General features: G+C 52.7%; 17 protein-coding genes. 10 read left to right on the forward strand and 7 right to left on the reverse strand.

Annotation, left to right across the window (positions count from 1 at the left end):
• The first annotated feature begins 274 nt into the window (after positions 1 to 274).
• The 3 genes from AC6I9Z_RS06770 (at position 275) to AC6I9Z_RS06780 (ending at position 4,359) form a co-directional block, all read left to right on the forward strand.
• Positions 275 to 2,653: a TonB-dependent receptor gene (locus tag AC6I9Z_RS06770; protein WP_461454566.1), complete on the forward strand. Its 2,379-nt coding sequence runs from the start codon at positions 275 to 277 to the stop codon at positions 2,651 to 2,653.
• A 405-nt stretch (positions 2,654 to 3,058) separates the two neighbouring features.
• Positions 3,059 to 3,574 carry a hypothetical protein gene (locus tag AC6I9Z_RS06775; protein WP_461454568.1) on the forward strand — a complete coding sequence of 172 codons (516 nt, stop codon included), beginning with the start codon at positions 3,059 to 3,061 and terminating at the stop codon, positions 3,572 to 3,574.
• A gap of 113 nt (positions 3,575 to 3,687) precedes the next feature.
• Complete coding sequence (locus AC6I9Z_RS06780) at positions 3,688 to 4,359, forward strand: hypothetical protein (RefSeq protein ID WP_461454570.1); 672 nt, start codon at positions 3,688 to 3,690, stop codon at positions 4,357 to 4,359.
• Between the two features lie 3 nt (positions 4,360 to 4,362).
• Here AC6I9Z_RS06780 and AC6I9Z_RS06785 read toward each other — a convergent pair whose 3' ends face one another.
• The 5 genes from AC6I9Z_RS06785 to AC6I9Z_RS06805 all read right to left on the reverse strand — a co-directional run bounded on the left by AC6I9Z_RS06785 (position 4,363) and on the right by AC6I9Z_RS06805 (position 10,184).
• A complete protein-coding gene (locus AC6I9Z_RS06785) occupies positions 4,363 to 5,157 on the reverse strand; it encodes an SDR family NAD(P)-dependent oxidoreductase (RefSeq protein ID WP_461454572.1) in 795 nt (264 codons plus the stop codon).
• Positions 5,158 to 5,181: 24 nt separating this feature from the next.
• On the reverse strand, positions 5,182 to 6,243 hold the full coding sequence (locus tag AC6I9Z_RS06790) for a phosphotransferase family protein (RefSeq protein WP_461454574.1): 1,062 nt from the start codon (positions 6,241 to 6,243) through the stop codon (positions 5,182 to 5,184).
• A 19-nt stretch (positions 6,244 to 6,262) separates the two neighbouring features.
• Positions 6,263 to 7,348 (reverse strand): Zn-dependent alcohol dehydrogenase, encoded by a 1,086-nt coding sequence (locus AC6I9Z_RS06795; protein WP_461454576.1) that lies wholly within the window; start codon positions 7,346 to 7,348, stop codon positions 6,263 to 6,265.
• 15 nt (positions 7,349 to 7,363) lie between these two features.
• Positions 7,364 to 8,665, reverse strand: a complete 1,302-nt coding sequence (locus AC6I9Z_RS06800) for an acyl-CoA dehydrogenase family protein (RefSeq protein ID WP_461454578.1) — start codon at positions 8,663 to 8,665, stop codon at positions 7,364 to 7,366.
• 103 nt (positions 8,666 to 8,768) lie between these two features.
• Complete coding sequence (locus AC6I9Z_RS06805) at positions 8,769 to 10,184, reverse strand: MFS transporter (protein ID WP_461454580.1); 1,416 nt, start codon at positions 10,182 to 10,184, stop codon at positions 8,769 to 8,771.
• Between the two features lie 298 nt (positions 10,185 to 10,482).
• Between AC6I9Z_RS06805 and AC6I9Z_RS06810 the strand changes: the two genes are divergently transcribed.
• The 6 genes from AC6I9Z_RS06810 (at position 10,483) to AC6I9Z_RS06835 (ending at position 15,824) form a co-directional block, all read left to right on the forward strand.
• Positions 10,483 to 11,676 carry an acyl-CoA dehydrogenase family protein gene (locus tag AC6I9Z_RS06810; protein WP_461454582.1) on the forward strand — a complete coding sequence of 398 codons (1,194 nt, stop codon included), beginning with the start codon at positions 10,483 to 10,485 and terminating at the stop codon, positions 11,674 to 11,676.
• 42 nt (positions 11,677 to 11,718) lie between these two features.
• A complete protein-coding gene (locus AC6I9Z_RS06815; protein WP_461454584.1) occupies positions 11,719 to 12,855 on the forward strand; it encodes an acyl-CoA dehydrogenase family protein in 1,137 nt (378 codons plus the stop codon).
• A 12-nt stretch (positions 12,856 to 12,867) separates the two neighbouring features.
• Positions 12,868 to 13,659, forward strand: a complete 792-nt coding sequence (locus AC6I9Z_RS06820; RefSeq protein WP_461456869.1) for an SDR family oxidoreductase — start codon at positions 12,868 to 12,870, stop codon at positions 13,657 to 13,659.
• Positions 13,660 to 13,723: 64 nt separating this feature from the next.
• Complete coding sequence (locus tag AC6I9Z_RS06825; RefSeq protein WP_461454586.1) at positions 13,724 to 14,257, forward strand: hypothetical protein; 534 nt, start codon at positions 13,724 to 13,726, stop codon at positions 14,255 to 14,257.
• A gap of 116 nt (positions 14,258 to 14,373) precedes the next feature.
• On the forward strand, positions 14,374 to 15,060 hold the full coding sequence (locus AC6I9Z_RS06830) for a DUF4197 domain-containing protein (protein ID WP_461454588.1): 687 nt from the start codon (positions 14,374 to 14,376) through the stop codon (positions 15,058 to 15,060).
• Between the two features lie 572 nt (positions 15,061 to 15,632).
• A complete protein-coding gene (locus tag AC6I9Z_RS06835; RefSeq protein WP_461454590.1) occupies positions 15,633 to 15,824 on the forward strand; it encodes a hypothetical protein in 192 nt (63 codons plus the stop codon).
• A 191-nt stretch (positions 15,825 to 16,015) separates the two neighbouring features.
• On the opposite strand, the gene AC6I9Z_RS06840 is transcribed toward AC6I9Z_RS06835, so the two are convergent.
• Both AC6I9Z_RS06840 and AC6I9Z_RS06845 read right to left on the reverse strand, forming a co-directional pair.
• Positions 16,016 to 16,663 (reverse strand): DUF1353 domain-containing protein, encoded by a 648-nt coding sequence (locus AC6I9Z_RS06840; protein WP_461454592.1) that lies wholly within the window; start codon positions 16,661 to 16,663, stop codon positions 16,016 to 16,018.
• A gap of 599 nt (positions 16,664 to 17,262) precedes the next feature.
• Complete coding sequence (locus tag AC6I9Z_RS06845) at positions 17,263 to 17,985, reverse strand: response regulator transcription factor (RefSeq protein WP_497811334.1); 723 nt, start codon at positions 17,983 to 17,985, stop codon at positions 17,263 to 17,265.
• A 265-nt stretch (positions 17,986 to 18,250) separates the two neighbouring features.
• Here AC6I9Z_RS06845 and AC6I9Z_RS06850 point away from each other — a divergent pair, with 265 nt between their 5' ends.
• On the forward strand, positions 18,251 to 18,811 hold the full coding sequence (locus AC6I9Z_RS06850) for a fasciclin domain-containing protein (protein ID WP_461454595.1): 561 nt from the start codon (positions 18,251 to 18,253) through the stop codon (positions 18,809 to 18,811).
• Positions 18,812 to 18,848: the final 37 nt, after the last annotated feature.

Raw genomic sequence — 18,848 nt, forward strand, 5'->3', positions numbered from 1 at the left:
GGCACCTCCACTTGTTCCTCCTGAGAACAACAACTTTATGGCCGGTGATGTGAAAACATCCCGGCCCTTTTTTTGTCCAGATCGGATGAATAGGTCCGATATGTGACCTATTCGACACAGAAAAACACCCCCTGTCAAAAATACTAGTGAAAACGCGAGTTTGGCCTTCACTTAATGTAAAATCGCATTTTAAAGCGGTTGTAGGCCACAGAGCCTCGGTTGTGAATTTGACCATAATGGTCATCGCAGCAGAACATATTGAGAGGGTTTAGCTATGAAATCAGTAAAATTTGCAAGTCTGTCCGCGTTGGCTTTTGCCATGGCATCACAGCCTGCATTGGCTCAAGATGCTGAGGAAGCGGCAGAGGCGGATGACAATATTATCATTGTCACGGCGACAAAACGCGACGCCAATCTTCAAGATATTCCATTTTCCATAAACGCACAGACAGCGGCGGATATTCAAAAGAGCGGGGCTACCACGCTGGAAGATATTTCTCGTAACGTTGCGGGGCTTTCTATCCAAAATCTTGGCCCCGGCCAGAGCCAGGTCGCCATTCGCGGTGTATCGGCGGGGCAGATTGTCCGTGACCAGCCCGGCGTGAAAGAGCAGGTCGGTGTATATCTGGATGAATCGGTCATCTCACTGTCCCTGTTTACGCCGGACCTCGATCTGTTCGACTTAAACCGTGTGGAGACCTTGCGCGGTCCCCAGGGTACACTGTTCGGTTCTGGCTCAATTGGCGGTACCATCCGGTACATCACCAACCAGCCCAATCTGAATGAGTTGGAAGGTGTTGCCGAGGGCGATGTCAATCTCGTCGATGGTGATGATCTGGGTTACAGTTTGAAAGGGGCGGTCAACGTCCCGCTGATCGAGGATAAACTGGCCCTTCGCGCGGTCGGCTACTACACCCAATTTGGCGGCTTCATTGAGGCTTTGGGTGAGGGCGGTGCGTCGGAGGAAGACGTCAATAGCGGTGAACGCTATGGCGGCCGTCTCGCGCTAACGCTGCAACCTGTCGAAGGGCTGACCATAACGCCGCGCGTTGTCTATCAGGAAATCAAATCCGATGGCTTTAACCGCCAGGAAGTCTTCAACGTGTTCGCCAATCCGTTCACAACGACCCGCCCCGCGATTGAGCTCGGTGAGCGCCAGCAATATTTGCTGCTGGATGAGGCTTTTGAAGACCAGACGTTGATCGCGGACCTGACGTTTAATGCTGATCTTGGCACTGTAAACTTTACTGCGGTCACCAGCTACACGGATCGGGAAATTCTGGTTAGTCGCGACGCAAGTGCTTTGACCGGATCGGTGTCTATCGATCTTGGTTTTCTTGAGGCTGATGCATTGCTGCCCTCCAATCTGCGGGATACGACTAACCTGTCACAATATTCTCAGGAAGTCCGGTTTGCGTCCGACAATGAAAGCCGGTTCCAGTGGGTCGTCGGCGGTTTCTATTCTTCGGTTACGCGTGAATATCGCCAGCGCCTTCCAACGCCTGGTTATGATGCCGCAACTGATGCCGCATTGGGCGCAGGAACGGCTGCGGGTGCCGCCAATGGATTCGGCACTGACTCGCCGTTCAACTCCGATCTGGACTATGATATCGAGCAATTTGCCGCCTTTGCGGAAGCCAGTTTCGATCTCACTGACAGTCTGACGATCACGGCTGGCGGTCGCTATTATGATTTTGAAGAAACGCGGATGATCAGCACCGGCGGTCTGTTCGCAAATGGCGATAGCGGAGTGGTTGATGTGACATCATCCAACGGTTTCACGCCGCGTTTGCTGGTCAACTATGACATTACCGATGATATTTCGGTCAATGCTCAGGCGTCTCAGGGTTTTCGATTGGGCGGGGTGAATGATCCACTGAATATTCCGCTATGTTCACCACAAGATGCGGCCATTTTTGGTTCGTTCCAGGATTATGATGATGAATCGCTCTGGAACTATGAGCTCGGCGTGAAAGCGCAAAGCGGCGGTATCACCTTCAACGCTGCGGCCTTCTATACCGACATTAGTGATCTGCAGGTTACACTGGATGCGGGTTCCTGTTCGTCGCGGATCACCTTCAACGTACCGGAAGCCCATACTCTGGGTCTGGAATGGGAGCTGTCAGCAGAAGTGCTGACCGGTCTCGATATCGGATTGTCCGGTTCGATACTGGAAGCCGAGTTTGATTCTACCGTCGTCGATGGTGCGGGTAACGTGTTGGGCGGTGTGGAAGACGGAAACCGTCTGCCATCGGTGCCGAAATTCCAGATATCCGGTGATGCAACTTACAGCTGGCCCATTGGTGCAGGTGAAGCCTTTATCAGCGCGTCAGCCCAGCATGTCGGTAGCCGGTTTACACAGCCCAGTGACCAGGTTGATAATCCGCGCTCCTTTGTCTCCGGACTGCCTTTTGGCGGCGCCACCGGTAATGAAGCAACGGTCATCGATCTGAAATTGCCAGCCTATGAACTGGTCAATCTCAGCGCCGGGGTCAAGCTCGACAATCAGCTGGACGTTACAATCTATGTGAAGAATGTCTTTGATGAAAACGCGCTGTTGTCCTTTGACCGGGAACGTGGCGGGCGTGCCCGAACAGCATTTCGGGTTGGTCAGCCCAGAACATTTGGTTTGACCGTTCGCAAGGGCTTCTGAACCTCCATATACTGAACGAAAAGGCCGGGGGTGGAAGCACCTTCGGCCTTTTTTGATTCCATGATAGTCATGTCCATTGACGGCTGTCCTACATGTTTCGGTTTGTGATATTGTGTGAAGCGGTTTTTGGATCGTGATACGATTCTGCGCGATTGATGAATCTCCAAAAGAGATTTTGCAATTTCACCTGATTCCGGTTTGTCATGAATGCCCATAAGGAGGGTGTTCACTTTGTAAACTTCGCATCTATTTGTTGGAAAACTAGTAATTATTGTGTTCATAAAAGTCGATACTAACCTGAACGACTGCTGACAAGAGGGTTCAGTCTCCACTCAACAGCGATCCCCTAAAAAGGTTTCGCAAGCTCGAAAATAGTTCTCGAGTGGGAGTAAAAGGAACGTGGAGATGAACAGTCTTAAAACAGCATTGGTCGGAACCGCTGCCGCAACTGCGATGGCCGTTTCTGCAACGCCTGCGATGGCGAAAGATTATGACCGGGGCGGTATCAGCGCCGGCGAAGTGATAGCCGGAGCGGTCGTGCTGGGCGGACTGGCCGCGATATTGTCTTCGGGAAAGAAGGATAAGTATAGCAACAGCTATTATGACGATGACTATCGGGATCGGCGCTATCGTGACAAGCGCTATGGCTATGGCGATCGCAAGCGTATTCGTCCACGCCGGGCCGTGAACAAATGTGTCCGAGCTGCTGAGCGTAAGGCGAGCTATTACGGCCGGGCTGATGTGACCCAAATTCGTGATGTGAAGCGGACCCGCTACGGCTATAAAATCAAGGGCCGGCTCGTGGTGAAAGACGGTTATCGCGGCTATCGCCGCAGCTACGATCGCGGCAAGTTTACCTGCTATGTTGAAGGTCGCCGGGTGTCCGGAGTGCGCCTGAAAGACCTTAGACATCGTTACTAAGGTCACAGGATATAAGAATATGGTTCAGCCTGGCGACAGGCTGGACCAACTATTTATGGTATATGACTGGAGTCTGGGGCACAGAATCTGGTAAATCTTTGGGGGTATGAGTTATGCGTTTTCATAAGAAAGTTTCCGCCGCCGTCGCATCGACGGCCTTGGTCTTCACCGGATTTGCGCCTGCGATGGCAGCACCGGTCAATCCTGCACCGGCACCGGTAAATGTTCTGGATCTGGATAGCCTTGGGTGGACAGCTGATAGCGACAAGGCTGAAGGCTGGCGCGGATATCGCGGTTACCGTGGGTATCGCGGCTATGGCTATGGCCGTGGTTATCGGCGGCATCGGAACCGGGTGGATGCTGGCGATGTATTGGCTGGTGTTTTGATCATCGGTGGTATTGCGGCAATTGCCAGTGCAGCCTCAAAAAACAAGCGGGATCGCCGTTATGAGGATCGCGATTATCGCTATGATCGCCGCAATGACGACCGGCGCTATGATGATCGTCGGGATGATCGTCGCTCAGACAGTCGCAGAGATGGTAGCAGGGATCGTGTTACAAGTTCGATGGATACGGCCATCAACGTCTGCTCCAACGCTACCGAGCGTCAGGCGGGAGACGACGCCCGTGTTTCTCAAATTCAATCAGTTGCCCGTGATGGGGAAGGCTGGCGCGTTGAAGGCAATCTGTCCGGCAAAGCGCAAACAAGTTTCTTGTGTGGGACAACAAATGGCCGGGTTGATTTTGTGCAACTTGGTGACGGTGAGCTCGCTTTCGCGAACTAGTCGCTAAACGGCAGTACGGCCAAATTCCTGACGGGTAACAGGATGCGAAGCACTTAGCCCTCCGTCTACGGCAATCGCCTGGCCATTGACATAGGATGACCTGTCGGATGCCAAAAATAAGGCAACTTCCGCCATCTCGATCGGATTGGCCCCGCGGCGCAAGGGATTGAGGTAACCAAGTCGGTCCTCTTTGCCTTTTTCCCGCGCTTTGTCATAGATGAACTGGGTCATACCGGTTTCCGTGATACCGGGGCAAATGGCGTTACAGCGGACATTGGCTGTAGCAAATTGTTGCGCGGCAACTTTGACCAGATTGATAACGCCCGCCTTGGACGCCGAATAAGCCGGGCCGCCTGCACCAGACCGGATACCGGCCACACTGGCGGTACAGATGATCGAACCGCCATGCCCACTGTCGGCAATGACCTTGCCGGCATATTTCGCCGCCAGAAACGGTCCAATCAGATTGACGCGCAGCACCTCTTGCCATTCGGCGACACTGCTGTCGAAAATGCCTTCAAAACCGCCGCCTATGCCAGCATTGGCGAAAAAAACGTGCAGGTCGCCAAATTTCTGCTCGGCCGCATCGACGAGCATTTCAATATCGCCTTCCGATCCAGCGTCGGCCTTGATCGCGATGATATCGCCATTCGAGCCCTTGGCGGTTTCTTCCACCGCATCTGTCACATCGCTGGCAATCACTTTTGCGCCATGCTCGGCAAATAACAGCGCCGAGGCCCTGCCAATACCGCTGCCTGCGCCGGTTACGATGGCTACTTTATCCTGGAGATCCGCCATGTTCGTGCTCCTGTTAGCTTGTTTTCAGGCGCCAGCGCGCTTTGCCGCTTCCCATCCGGCTTGGGCCAGGGGTGTTACGCGGTCAGACATCTCGGCCGCGGCAGCGCTGTTCGCCGTACCATCTACTACACGCTTCTGGATGCCTTGCAAAATTGCAGCAATCCGGAACAGGTTATAAGCGAGATACCAATCCATTGGCGGCAGATCCTCGATACCCGATTTTTCACAGTAACGGGCGATGGCTTCTTCCCGCGACGGGATACCAAGGGCTTCCAGATCAACGCCCTTCAAACCGCTGCGACCCTCAGGCTCCATCTCATAGGCCATCAGCCAGTAAGCAAAATCGGCAATCGGATCGCCTAGCGTGGATAACTCCCAGTCAAGCACAGCTATAACTTTCGGTTCGTCATGAGCAAAGATCATATTGTCGAGACGGTAATCGCCATGGACAATGCCAAAGCTCTTTTGCTCCGGTATCGTCTTTGTCAGCCATTCGATAAGCTGATCCATCTCCGGAATGGTTTCGAGTTCGGACAATCTATACTGCTGCGTCCAGCGTGAAATCTGACGTTCACAGTAATTTCCGGGCTTGCCATGTTTTTCCAAGCCCAGATTGGCAGGATCATAGCTGTGGAGTAAGGCGAGCGTATCGATCATCTCATGATAAATCGCCCGTCGTTCATCTGGCTCCATGCCTGGCAGTGTGCCATCCCAAAGCGTCCGGCCGTCAGCCATGCCCATGATATAGAACATCGTGCCAATGACATCGTCATCTTCGCAAAGGCCATAGGGTTTTGCGACGGGAAAGCCTGCCGGGTGAAGTCCGGCAATAACTCTGAACTCGCGGTCGACGGCGTGAGCCGATGGCAATAACTTGCCAAATGGCTTCTTGCGCAAGACATAGTCGGTGCCGGGAGTTTCAATTTTGTAGGTTGGATTTGACTGGCCGCCCTTGAACTTGGTAATCGTCATGGGGCCAGCAAAGGCTTCAACATTAGCCTCCATCCATTTGGTGAGGCTTGCCTCGTCCAGCTTGTCTTTCTCTGGCACAGCCATCGTACCAGTCATGTCTTCTTGTGGATTCATGGAAGTTCCTTCTTCCTATTCAGTTGAATGTGATAACGGAACGTGCCGCATCACCCTTTTTCATTTTTTCAAAGCCGTCATTAATCTGCTCAAGTGGAATCGTCTCAGCAACAATACTATCCAAATCCAGCAAGCCGCGCAGGTAGAAATCGACCAAGCGCGGAATATCGACCGGAAACCGGTTTTCGCCCATGAGCACGCCCTGCAATTTCTTGCCAGATAGCAAGTCCATGGCGCTGAGGCCTACTTGATGATCCAGGGGCATCATGCCGAGGATTGTTGCGGTGCCGCCTCGTTTTAGCGAGCCAACTGCGAGTTCGCCGGATGCCGGACGCCCGACTGCCTCGATTGCATGATCGACGCCTCCCTTGGTAAGGTCCAAAATTTGTTCTGCAGCGTCATCAGCCATGGCGTCGACAGTATCAGTCGCTCCGAGCTTCATTGCGAGGTCCCGTTTTTCCGGAACAGGGTCGGCAGCAATGATACGCCCTGCACCGGCAATTTTGGCCGCATTAATTGTTGCCAATCCGACACCACCGCAGCCGACTACTGCAACAGTTTCTCCGGGTGTGACAGCGCAAGCATTAAATATGGTTCCTGCTCCGGTCGTAACCGCGCAACCAATAACTGCGGCACGATCAAGCGGCATGTCGGGATCAATCCGCGTACAGGCATGCTCATGTATCAGCATCTGCTCGGCAAAAGCTGATAGATTGAGCATTTGTGCAACTGTTGAACCATCAGGGCGTGTAATACGCGGCGCTTCGCCTTCCGCTCGCCGTGTATCGGCCCCAAGGCAGAGTGACATGCGGCCAGAAACACAGAATTCGCAATGGCCGCAAAAAGCAGACAAGCAGGAAACCACGGCATCGCCGACCGCGACGGTTCTCACTTCACTGCCAATTGCTTCGACAATACCAGCCGCTTCATGACCCGGTATGGCGGGCAGAGGATGCGGGTAGCTGCCATCAATGAAATGAAGATCCGAATGGCACAACCCGCAGGCGGCCGTTCGGATCAGCACTTCGTGCGGTCCCGGCTTGGAGATGGTTACATCTTCGATTTCGAGCGGTTTTCCCGCTTCAACCAGGACTGCTGCTTTCATCTAATTGGTCCTCTCTTATCGCGTGACGGCAAGGTCGCCGGATGATATTTCTTCCTTCATTTTGCTGCCATCAGCGGTTTCGGCATATTTGCCATATTCCATTTTCGCGATCGTTCGGTTGTGAACCTCATCAGGGCCGTCCGCAAGACGCAGGGTGCGTTGATGCGCATAAGCACTGGCCAATCCGAAGTCATTGCTGACACCGCCTCCGCCATGCGCCTGAATGGCATCATCAATGATTTTCAACGCCATCGTTGGGGCTTGAACCTTGATCATTGCGATCTCCGCTTTTGCGTATTTGTTACCGACCTTGTCCATCATATCTGCAGCTTTCAGGCAAAGAAGACGGCTCATATCAATATCGATACGTGCCCGAGCAACGCGTTCATCCCAAACGCTGTGCTCGGAAATACGTTTGCCGAAGGCGATACGCGATTGCAGACGCTTAACCATTTTCTCAAGCGCTTCTTCCGCAACACCGATGGTACGCATGCAGTGATGAATACGGCCAGGTCCAAGGCGGCCCTGAGCGATCTCAAAACCACGTCCTTCACCCAAGATGATATTGGACGCAGGAACACGCACATCTTTCATCTCGACTTCCATATGCCCATGCGGGGCATCGTCATAACCAAAGACAGGCAGATGACGGATGACGTTCACGCCGGGCGCGTCTGTGGGCATCAGAATCTGGGATTGCTGAGTGTAACGACTGCCCTCGAAGGAGGTTTTACCCATTACGATCGCTATTTTGCAGCGCGGATCGCCGAGGCCGGAAGACCACCATTTGCGGCCATTTATTACATATTCATCGCCATCGCGAACGATAGCGGTTTCGATGTTGGTTGCATCGGATGAAGCCACAGCCGGTTCTGTCATCAAAAAGGCTGAACGAATCTCACCATTCATCAACGGACGAAGATACTGCTCTTTCTGTTCCAGCGTGCCATAGCGATGGAAGACTTCCATATTGCCGGTATCCGGTGCGGAGCAGTTGAAAACTTCAGACGAAAAACCGACGCGGCCCATTTCTTCAGCGCAAAGAGCATATTCGAGGTTCGTCAGGCCGGGGCCTTCGAATTCAAAACTATCATCAATATGAGGAAGGTTCGGATTGGAGGGCGGCATGAAAAGATTCCAGATGCCCTTTTCTTTCGCTTTGGCTTTTTCTTCTTCCACGACTTGAAGGACTTTCCAGCGATCTCCGGATTCGTCTTCAGCCTGATAATCAGCAACGCGGGGGCGCACATGATTCTCGATATGCTCACGCACCTGATTGCGCCAATATTCCTGTTTCTCCGTGAGATCAAAATCCATGCTCATGTCCTTTTTTGAAAGATTTTCGATTTAACTATGCAATTAACTTATCAGAGCCGTGACGGCTTTGCCACAGGGAAACGTGTCCGAATTCGGAAAAATTCTACTCCGCCGCGCGGGCAGACATCCGTTCTTCATGATCCTTTTCGCCCAGCGGAAACAATGTGTAGGCCCAAGCCCCGATCAACGCGATCACTGTGGCAAGAACCACATAGAAAAGTGCCAGATTGTCGACTATTTCTGGATCGACCGTGCCACTCGCGGCACCCTGTGGCAGGCCGACCAGAGCGATGATCAATCCAGATAGCAGAATGCCTAGTCCATTGACGACTTTTTGCATGAAAAACATGCCGGAAGAGAACAGTCCCTCGGTCCGTTTTCCGGTGTCATGCTCATATTGGTCCGACACATCGGCGATCATCGACATGGTCAAAATCATCGCCGAGATTCCGGCAGCAGTCGAACTGATGAGGAAAGCGAAGAGCACAGGCACCATCACGGGATCCCCGGGTGCAGGAAACAGGTCGACAAAACGCAACCAATAGGGGAGCGTACCGAGAAGGAGAGTTACGAGGGCGAGCCAGGAGGCGGCATGTGCCTTACCGAGCTTTTTCGAAATCGGGGTGACCATGATGAAGGCCACGATAGCAGCGACAAGCAGCAAGACCGAATAGGCGGTGAAATTGGCCTGGTTAAACTCCCAAACATGGGTGAACAGATAGATAGAGAGCGCGAAAATCAGCCACTGGTTGGTAAAGGCAAAAACGCCTGCGAACATCAAGAGTAGAAAAGGTCGGTAGCGGAAAGCCTGCAGGATCTCTCCGAAGCTCTCGGCGGATTGTGGATATTCGGTGGCTGCCCGATACTGGCCGACAATCCTCTTGTGGGTGCCAATGGCAGATGACAGTGCGGCAATGATCATGATGCACGCCCCGAAAAGCGCATAAATGCTGTATCCTTCCGGATTGAGTTGTCCATCTGCATATGCCGCGGTGGGAGTGAGGAAAAAGGCATAAGCCAGGAACATCACAAAAATGCCGCCGCCCCAGCCAAAAAGAAATCGGTATCGCATGATGGCCGTCCGGTCATGATAATCTCGGCTCAGTTCGGGTAGCAGGGCCAGCGCCGGCACCTCATAGGCCGAAAACGCCATGCGGACGGCCATGGCGATGAAAAACAGATAGGCAAATGTGCCCCATTCACTGAGTTCCGGGGGGTGCCAGAGGGCGATCCAGATGAGGGCAATGGGAATGACCGCGCCGTATAGCCACGGGTGGCGCCGGCCAATCTTGGTCCGGGTGCGATCACTCATCTGTCCAACCGCCGGATCGATAAAGGCGTCGGCAATAAGAGCGAGCGCGATGGCCAGGCTGACGAGATCGGCGCGCAGTCCGACAACCTGATTATAGTAGAACAGCAGGAAGGTAGCGAAGCCATTATCCTTGATGCCATAGGCAACGGATCCGAATCCGTAGGCCAGTTTCGATTTCAATGGCAATGTTTCCGAAGCGGCGTTCATGGACGTTTCCCCTTAAGATGGTGGGCTATACGCTGTATCAGCGGGAAAACTGATTCGGGTTTCGCCTCCCAATTCCGGTCATTTTCACACATCCAGTCCTGCTCCCATTTTGTCTCTTGCATAGGCTGCGCACGAAAAGTTCGTCAATCGATTCCGTGGCGTCGTCTTGTTTACGTTACGGAATCCGATGGCGGGTTTGGCTAGAAAAATTTCTGTCGGGAAATGCGAGGCGATCGTTGAACCTTGGGGCTGTCCTATGTTAGTTTGCTCTTAATCAATCAATTAAAGGAACACAATCATGTCCGATCTTGAAAGCTTCCGCGTAGAGACAGCTGCTTGGCTCGAAGCCAATTGTCCGCCAGAAATGCGCCAGCCCGTTGTCGATGAAAGCGACATTTGCTGGGGTGGGAAAAATCCGACCTTCAAACCCGGTCAGAAGGAATGGATGGACAAAATGGCGGCCAAAGGTTGGACCGTTCCTGATTGGCCGAAAGAATATGGCGGCGGGGCGCTGTCCCGTGCCGAGACCAAAATCTTGCTTCAGGAAATGGGGCGACTGAAAATTCGCTCGCCTTTGTCGAGCTTTGGTATCTGGATGCTTGGCCCCGCTCTGCTGCACTTTGGAACCGAAGAACAGAAACTGCATTTCCTACCACCGATTGCGCGTGGTGAAGTACGCTGGTGCCAGGGGTATTCGGAGCCCGGGTCTGGTTCGGACCTTGCTTCGCTGCAAACTTCTGCCGAAGACAAAGGCGATCACTATCTTATCAACGGGCAGAAGATCTGGACCAGTTACGCTGACAAAGCCGACTGGATTTTCTGTCTGACCCGGACTGACAAATCGACCAAGCACAAGGGCATCAGCTTCATGCTGTTCGACATGACCAGCAAGGGCGTAGAGACGAAGCCTATCGTCCTGATTTCCGGACAATCCGCATTTTGCGAGACATTTTTCACCGATGTAGAAGTGCCGAAAACATACGGTGATGGCGTTTCTTCAGTCGTCGGCGAAGTAAACCGCGGCTGGGATGTTGCCAAATATCTTTTGGGTCATGAGCGCAGCATGATTTCCGGTGACGGCTCATCGGGAGCGACGTCGCTGGGTTCAAAATTTGCCGATCAATATGGTCGCGACGAAATGGGCCGACTGGATGATCCCATTCTTCGCGCGCAGATGGCGGAGATGGACATTGATGTGCTTGCCTTCCGAGCGATGGCAGAACGTTTTGGAGATACGTTCAAAGCCAATCTTTGCCACCCAGCGCAGCCGAATATGATGAAATATGCCGGTACGGAGATTAACAAACGCCGCCACGAATTGATTATGTCTGCTGGCGGCAGTGAAGTGCTGGAATGGGAAAGTGATGCCTCCAATGGTGGGCTCACCGCGCGTGGCTGGCTCAGGACCAAAGCCAACAGCATTGAGGGCGGAACCAGCGAAGTCATGCTGAACGTCGTTTCTAAACAGATATTGCAATTGCCCAACGCTTAACCGCGTCGGCAGTTAAACAACTATATTAGAAGGATAAAAGCGATGCCGCTTTACTTGAATGACGACCAGAAAATGCTGCAGGACAGCGCAGCCGATTTTATGAAGGGCGAAGGCAATGTCGCTCATTTCCGGGAATTTCGTGATAAAAACTGCAAGGATGGTTTCTCCCATGCTTTGTGGAAACAGTTCGCTGAAATGGGCTTTACGGGTATCCTGGTTTCTGAAGACGAAGGCGGATTGGGCCTTGGTCACACTGAAGCCGGTGTTGTTCTCGAAGAGATCGGCCGCAATCTTACGCCGTCGCCTTTTCTCACGACTGCGGTCGCTGGTGTTGAGGCGCTGAATGCAGGCGGTAAGGCACTGCGCGACAAATATTTCCCCGGTATATTGTCGGGTGACAGCGTGCTGGCGCTGGCAATCGATGAAGGCCCGAAACACCGACCGGATCAGATAGCCATGGCCGCAACCCGGGAAGGCAATGGCTTCAAGCTTGATGGCAAGAAGCAATTTGTTGTCCAGGGTGGCTCGGCCGATACGCTTGTCGTGGTCGCGCGGACTAGCGGCAGTGCCGGGGAAGATAAAGGCCTGACCCTGTTCGCCGTCGATACCAATGCTAGCGGTTTGTCGAGAGACAGCGTTCGACTGGTGGACAGCGCAGTGGCAGCGCATGTCGAATTTGACGGCGTGGTCGTCGATGCCGATGCCGTTATCGGCGAAGTTGATGAAGGCGGCGCAGTGCTTCAACGGATGCTCAATGCCGGTCGGGCTGGCTCGGCGGCAGAGACACTTGGTGTTGGTGCTGGCGCGATGGATATCACCGTTGAATATATCAAAGGCCGCAAGCAGTTCGACACGATTATCGGTTCATTTCAGGCGCTACAGCACCGCGCAGCGCATTTATATAGCGAGATGGAAATTGCCCGCGCCACCGTGCTGAAAGCCCAGCAAATGCTCGATGAAGATTCATCGAAAGCCGAGATGATGGTTTCTGTCGCCAAGGCCAAGGCCAGCAAGGCGACATCGCTGTCGGTCAAAGAAGGCGTGCAAATGCACGGTGGTGTCGGGATGACCGATGAATATGATATCGGTCTCTACATGAAGCGTGATCGCGCGCTGGCGGAATTTATGGGCGACGCCAATTATCACACCAATCTCGTTGCGGAAATGCACGGTTACTAAAAGGACTTCATGATGGATTTTAACAAGCTATTCTCGCTTGAGGGTCGGGTTGCACTGGTAACGGGCGGACATCGGGGCATTGGCCGGATGATCTCGGAAGGATTTCTGGCGCAGGGTGCCAAGGTTTACATCTCCGGTCGCAAGGCTGATGCCTGTGATGCGGCTGCGGCTGAGATGGGAGATCAATGCATCTCCGTGCCCGGTGATGTCAGCACCGTCGAGGGTTGTAAGGCCCTTGCTGCAGAGCTTGCAAAGCACGAAGAGAAGCTCGACATTCTCATCAACAATGCCGGTGTGGCCTGGGGTGAGGAATATCTCAGCTTTCCTGAAGCAGGCTGGGATAAGGTCATGGATACCAATGTCAAAGGACTGTTCTTTCTTACCCAGGCGCTGCATCCACAATTGAAGGCGGCAGCCAGTTTTGATCGCCCGGCCAAGGTCGTGAATATCGCTTCGATCGACGGCTTCAAGGTCAATCCATGGGAAACCTACAGCTATCAGGCATCGAAAGCGGCCGTGGTTCATTTGACCCGCAAGATGGCATCCAAACTGGTTTCCGACGACATCATCATGTCCGGCATCGCGCCCGGCGCTTTTGCATCCAACATGAACAAGGCAGCGCGTGATCATGAAGATGCGGTCGAAAAAGGTATTCCGGCGAAACGCATCGGCCGGCCTGAGGATATGGCTGCTGCGGCGATATATCTGTCGAGCAGTGCAGGCGACTATGTCGTGGGTACAACCCTCATCGTTGACGGGGGCGTTGTTAATGCGGCCAATCCCGGCGCAACCATAGAGCCTTAAACCTCTGCCTTGACCTGATGGCTCCATACTGTATTATTAGGACAATACAGTATGGAGAATCCTGATGACCAACAGATATCTTGTCGCGCTTGCAGCCGCTCCGTTGATCTTGACTGCCTGTTCTGGCGGCAGCGAGAGCGAGCAGGGCGACGGCTTTGAAATGTCGATCGAAGCCGATGGTGAGGGAACCGGTGGTTCGGACAAAGTGACAATCGGTGGCAAGGACGGCGACAGCAAATTCTCGATCAAGACCGACGGTTTTTCCATGGATGTCGACTTGCCCCAGATATCTCTCGACAGCGATGATTTCGATCTGAACAATGTTGCGCTTTATCCGGGTTCGAAAGTGACCGGCCTGAATGTCGAAGACAAGGACGGGCAGGGCGGCAAAGTCACTTTGAGTTTCGATGCGCCGACCAATACCGATGATCTGGTATCCTGGTTCGAACAAAAAATGACAGACGAGAATTTCGTTGTGCAAAAGGATGGCAACAAGCTTTCTGGTCAAACCGATGAAGGCGATCCGTTTCTGCTCGAACTGACCGAGAAGGGTACAGAGGAAACCAGTGGCAAACTTGAATTCTCTGAAAATAAATAGCTCGCAGCTGCTGGTTCATCGCGGTACAATTATTTACACAATTTGGTGAACCTGTTCAGCTTCCCGCCAAAATGCTATGCTATCGTCATCGCACATAACATAGCAGGAGCGGGATAATGCGAAACACAGCCAAGAAATTGAAACTGACGGCAGCAGCAGCCATGCTGGCGGCCCCACTATCCATCACCCCGCTATTTTCGGCCCCGGCTCATGCACAATCGACCGGCGTCAAAAGCCTGCTCGGCGATGCTTCGGATGGGGCGCTTGATAAATTGTCTCAGCCCGGCGCCTTTTATGCCGACAAAGCAGTGCGTGTATTATTGCCTGGTCCGTTGAAAAACGCGACCAAGATATTGCGCTTCACCAGCAAGGCAGGCCTGACCAAGGATATTACCAAAAACCTCAATGATGCGGCAGGCAAGGCGGCACTCGAAGCCAAGCCGATATTCCGCTCTGCCATCGATAATCTGACATTGACCGATGGTGTGGGCATTGTCACCGGCGGCGGGACCGGGGGAACCGATTATTTGCGCAAGACTTCGGGCGAAGAACTGGCCGTGAAAATCCGCCCGCTGGTGGAAAAGGCCCTGGGTGAGGTTGGTGCCTACAAGCAGGTCGAAAGCCTGGGCTCACTTTCGGCGCTATCATCTATTGGCGGCATGGATCTGTCGCGTGACGGTTTGACCGATAGTGTAACCGAACAGGCGATGGATGGTATCTTCTCCTATATCGGGGCAGAGGAAACCAAATTCCGCAAAAACCCCTTGAAGAAGGGGAAAAAGTTGCTTGAGGGGATTCTCTAATACCTCTCTCAGTTGCAAAATGTGCAACTAATCAATCTCCGTTTTCAATTGAAACTTAACGGTTAGACGACCATTTCCTGACTATCAGTTAGACAGGAAAAGTGATGTTTGATCGGCGTTTTTAACAAAACAGGAGTTTGTCCCATGAAAACGCTTTTCAATATAGTAGCCGCCCTGACCGTTAGCAGCATCATAATGATGACTACCGTTCAGGTTTAATCGCTACAGTTTTTTCAGTCCCGGTTGCCGCCTCTCCTCCCGATAGGCACCGGGATTGTACCGACGGTCCGGCCCTTTCAGAATATCCCCCTCCCGAAAGGCCGGACCAACGGATTTTTTGCTTCTGGATCGTTATTCAAAACAGAGAAATAGCCAGTACAGAAATATCACAGCGCGCCCTTTGTAGGAAAGCGGCTTCTTTCTTCCCTTGTCCACAATCCGGCAACTGTTTTTCCACAAGAAAGATCGACATCTGTGGATAACTGGACCGGATCCGTTTGGAGCGACTCGCAAACCCGTGTCATATAAAACTTATCGGACGGAGTTTGAATGGAACCGGCGACCAGTCAGCAATGACCCGCTGGAACGATCTAAAGCCTGAAGATAGTCGAAACGAGCATGTTGTTTTTCGCAAGAAAGATAAAATGATCTTTCGATTGATGATTGGAAAAAACCCGCGAAGCGGAGGCGCAAGCCAAAGCGGAGCAGATGGACAACAATCATCGGGTGACTGGACCAATATCGGGTTTGAAACCGAAGCATGATCGCGCAAGCGGAAATGCGGAAAACCGATAACCGTTAACGATATTGGCCCGGAAACCGGACGCCGGAAAAGCGGACATTGAAATCGCAAGAAGACAATGGCCCAGATCAGGCGCAGTGGGAGCCGAAATCCGAACTTGTTCGGAGATCGACTCCCATTTTTTTGCCTGTTATCATGGTGCGGTGAGGCGGATCATTCCGTCGCCCCCATATGATCTTCAATCATCGTCTCAACATCCTCAACCGAGGTGCAGCGTTTGGCGAAATCGTCACACATGGCGACAAACGCATCTTCATCAATCTGTCGCCGCTGCCAGATGGCAACTTCTGGTCGCTCGATCTGCTCGCCGACTGCCATCGCACTTTGATCCAGACTATAGATTTCGGCTGGCACTATTTCTGCCAGCTCAGCATCATAATCCGCGGCAACGTCCCAGCGCGGGCCGGCATAATAGACCGCTGCGTACATGATCCGTGCCTTTGCGCCGCTGACTTTTGATGCGCGCATGGCTTCGTAAAACATCCGGTGCGTGGCTTTCCATTCGCGGGTCCTTATGTCGCAATACCAATCATGCACGACCGATGCCTTGCGATACCGACCGACAAAGGGACTGCCGAGGATCGACCAGGCAAATTTCGGGATCGACGCGCCGTCCACCCGCACCATTGCCGGTACGCTCCATACCAGCTGTGCATCATCGACAAAGGCGAACCGGTTGAGCAGGGTCATGATCCGGCCATCCTCATCCCATTCAAACCGCGGTCGTCCGGTATAATGCGCCATGATTGTCCTTTCCGCCGCGTTTTCAATGCCCTCGCGGCCTGTATCGGGGTCTATCATAACATATTTGTCCTTTTCTTTGCCGACCAGTGACCGTCGTCACAAAGGGGCATGGAATCAGCCGCTACTACAATGAAGCGATGCCGCTAATTCACAGAAAATTGTGGGGGGCGGCGGTGTCGCACCTCCACGGGAGCTTCGGCCTCGTGGTGGTTCTTCCCTCTTGGGAGCGCCCCAGTAAATGGGCATTCCTCTGGAAGTCCGATGGTATTGCGACCCGGCCATCGGGCTTCCTAGGGGAAGTGCCGTAACATCCTGAAATTTTTTTTTATTATGATACTCGGCACCTTAAGCTTTGAGCCATAATGCCGTAGATTTAATGGAAGTCCGGTGGTTGGCGACCCGGCCGCCGGGCTTCTTTCTATTTCCCTCAAGCGCCGGGCGCGGGCATCCACCCGCTTGGCTTTCCTCGCATAAGCTCGGGCACGCGGTCGCGCTTGCCGACGCAATGCGTCGGATCGGCGTGACCTTCTGCGCAACGCCCGAGAGCATTGTCCGAGCGTAGCGAGGCAAGGGCGCTAAAATCAAATGGCGTCCGCCGCGCCTTATGGCGCTCTTCATCGGGTAGAGAATGGTGGAATTTTCGAGCAGTGCCCGCTCTACAGGCTGACCTTACCGGTCGATACGCCGGCCAACACTGCCCCGATCTTGTTATGGACGCCAAATTTCGCGTAGATACGCCGCGTATAGCTGTCGATGGTCGTGGGCTGAACGCCCAATATGGTCGAAATATCGGTGATGCTTTTGCCGAAGGCAAGCCATTGCAGTACCTCTGTTTCCCGTTTTGAAAGTTCAATTCTTTCCATCTTGTCCGCAAAGCAAGCCACAATTTTGATGTGCGAGACGCTGGCGAGAGCCTCCAGCTGGCAAGTAATGCCCGGTTCTAGGGAATGAACGTCCTGTTCAAACCCGAAACACATGCAACCTTCGATTTTATACGGTCCATAAACCGGGATGATATATTCATCGACAATCCCGTTGCTTGCCACCCTCGTCTGAATTTTTTCTGCGAATTTTTTGTTTATGATGCTTTCTCCCGCCATGAGCGAAAGATAGTTGGAGGGCGTCCCTAGTGATATTATCAGATCGTGGATATTCTCGATCTGCTTTTGTAGCCCTATATTTTGCGAAGCGGTTTTATTGGGCCAGGCATTGCTGAATAACAGCCGTGGTATTTTGGTTGTCGGTGAGTGCACGGACGGTGCAATATGATAGGTAAAGGACACAGATCCCAGGGATTGCGAAACTCTCAGGATGCGTTTTACCATACTGAATGGAGAACGGGCAGATTTTGTCGTCGCGATTTTGGGTTCGAATTTCATCGCGGGCCCCGCCCTCTGTAATTGTTCAACATTGCACATTCAATATACTGATTATGATTTTTGCCGCTGTCACGCGAATGCGCGACAGGGTTAATTTTTACAAAGGTATATATGTCCAACCGGCGTAAAATTCGCTTTTGGATCATCGTTGCCCCTAACAGAAACGATATTGTTACGGCTCCGTTCCACGAACCCTTTGCCATAGTCCAATCATTGGTGATACAAAGAAGAGAATCCCAACGAAAGGTAAGTTATGAATACCCCCATGAAATTGCTTCTAGCCACCGCTGCATTGGCTACTGTCACTGCCTGTTCCTCTGAAATGAGTGAAGACGAACAAGCCATTTATGATGCACGGTTGGAAGAAGAAGCCAAAAAACCCACCAACCTTACTGCTATTGTTCAGGGCAATCCCGACCTTTCCACGGCCAGCACCATGGTCGCAATATCGGGCATTGCCGTCGATCTTAAAGATGACGGGCCATTCACGGTATTTATCGCCAATAATGACGCGTTCAACAAGATGGATCCGGATGAACTTAACGGTCTGATGACGGCCGAAGACAAGACCGAACTCGCCAGCATGGCACGATTTGGTCTGGTCGAAGGCGATATGAAGAGTGCCGATATTGCGAAGGCGATCGCCGATGGCGGCGGGACAGCCAGCCTGACCACTTTGCAAGGTGGAGCCATCAAGGCGAGCCTGGATGGTGAAAAACTAGTTCTCGAAGATGGCGCCGGCAACAAGGTCAATGTGGTTGAAGCTGATATTGATTCAAGCAACGGCACCGTTCACATCATCGATACTGTGTTGAGACCAAAATAGTCGATATTCACCAGATTTGAAATTCGCACTTTTTGAA

The organism is Parasphingorhabdus sp. (genome assembly GCF_059726685.1).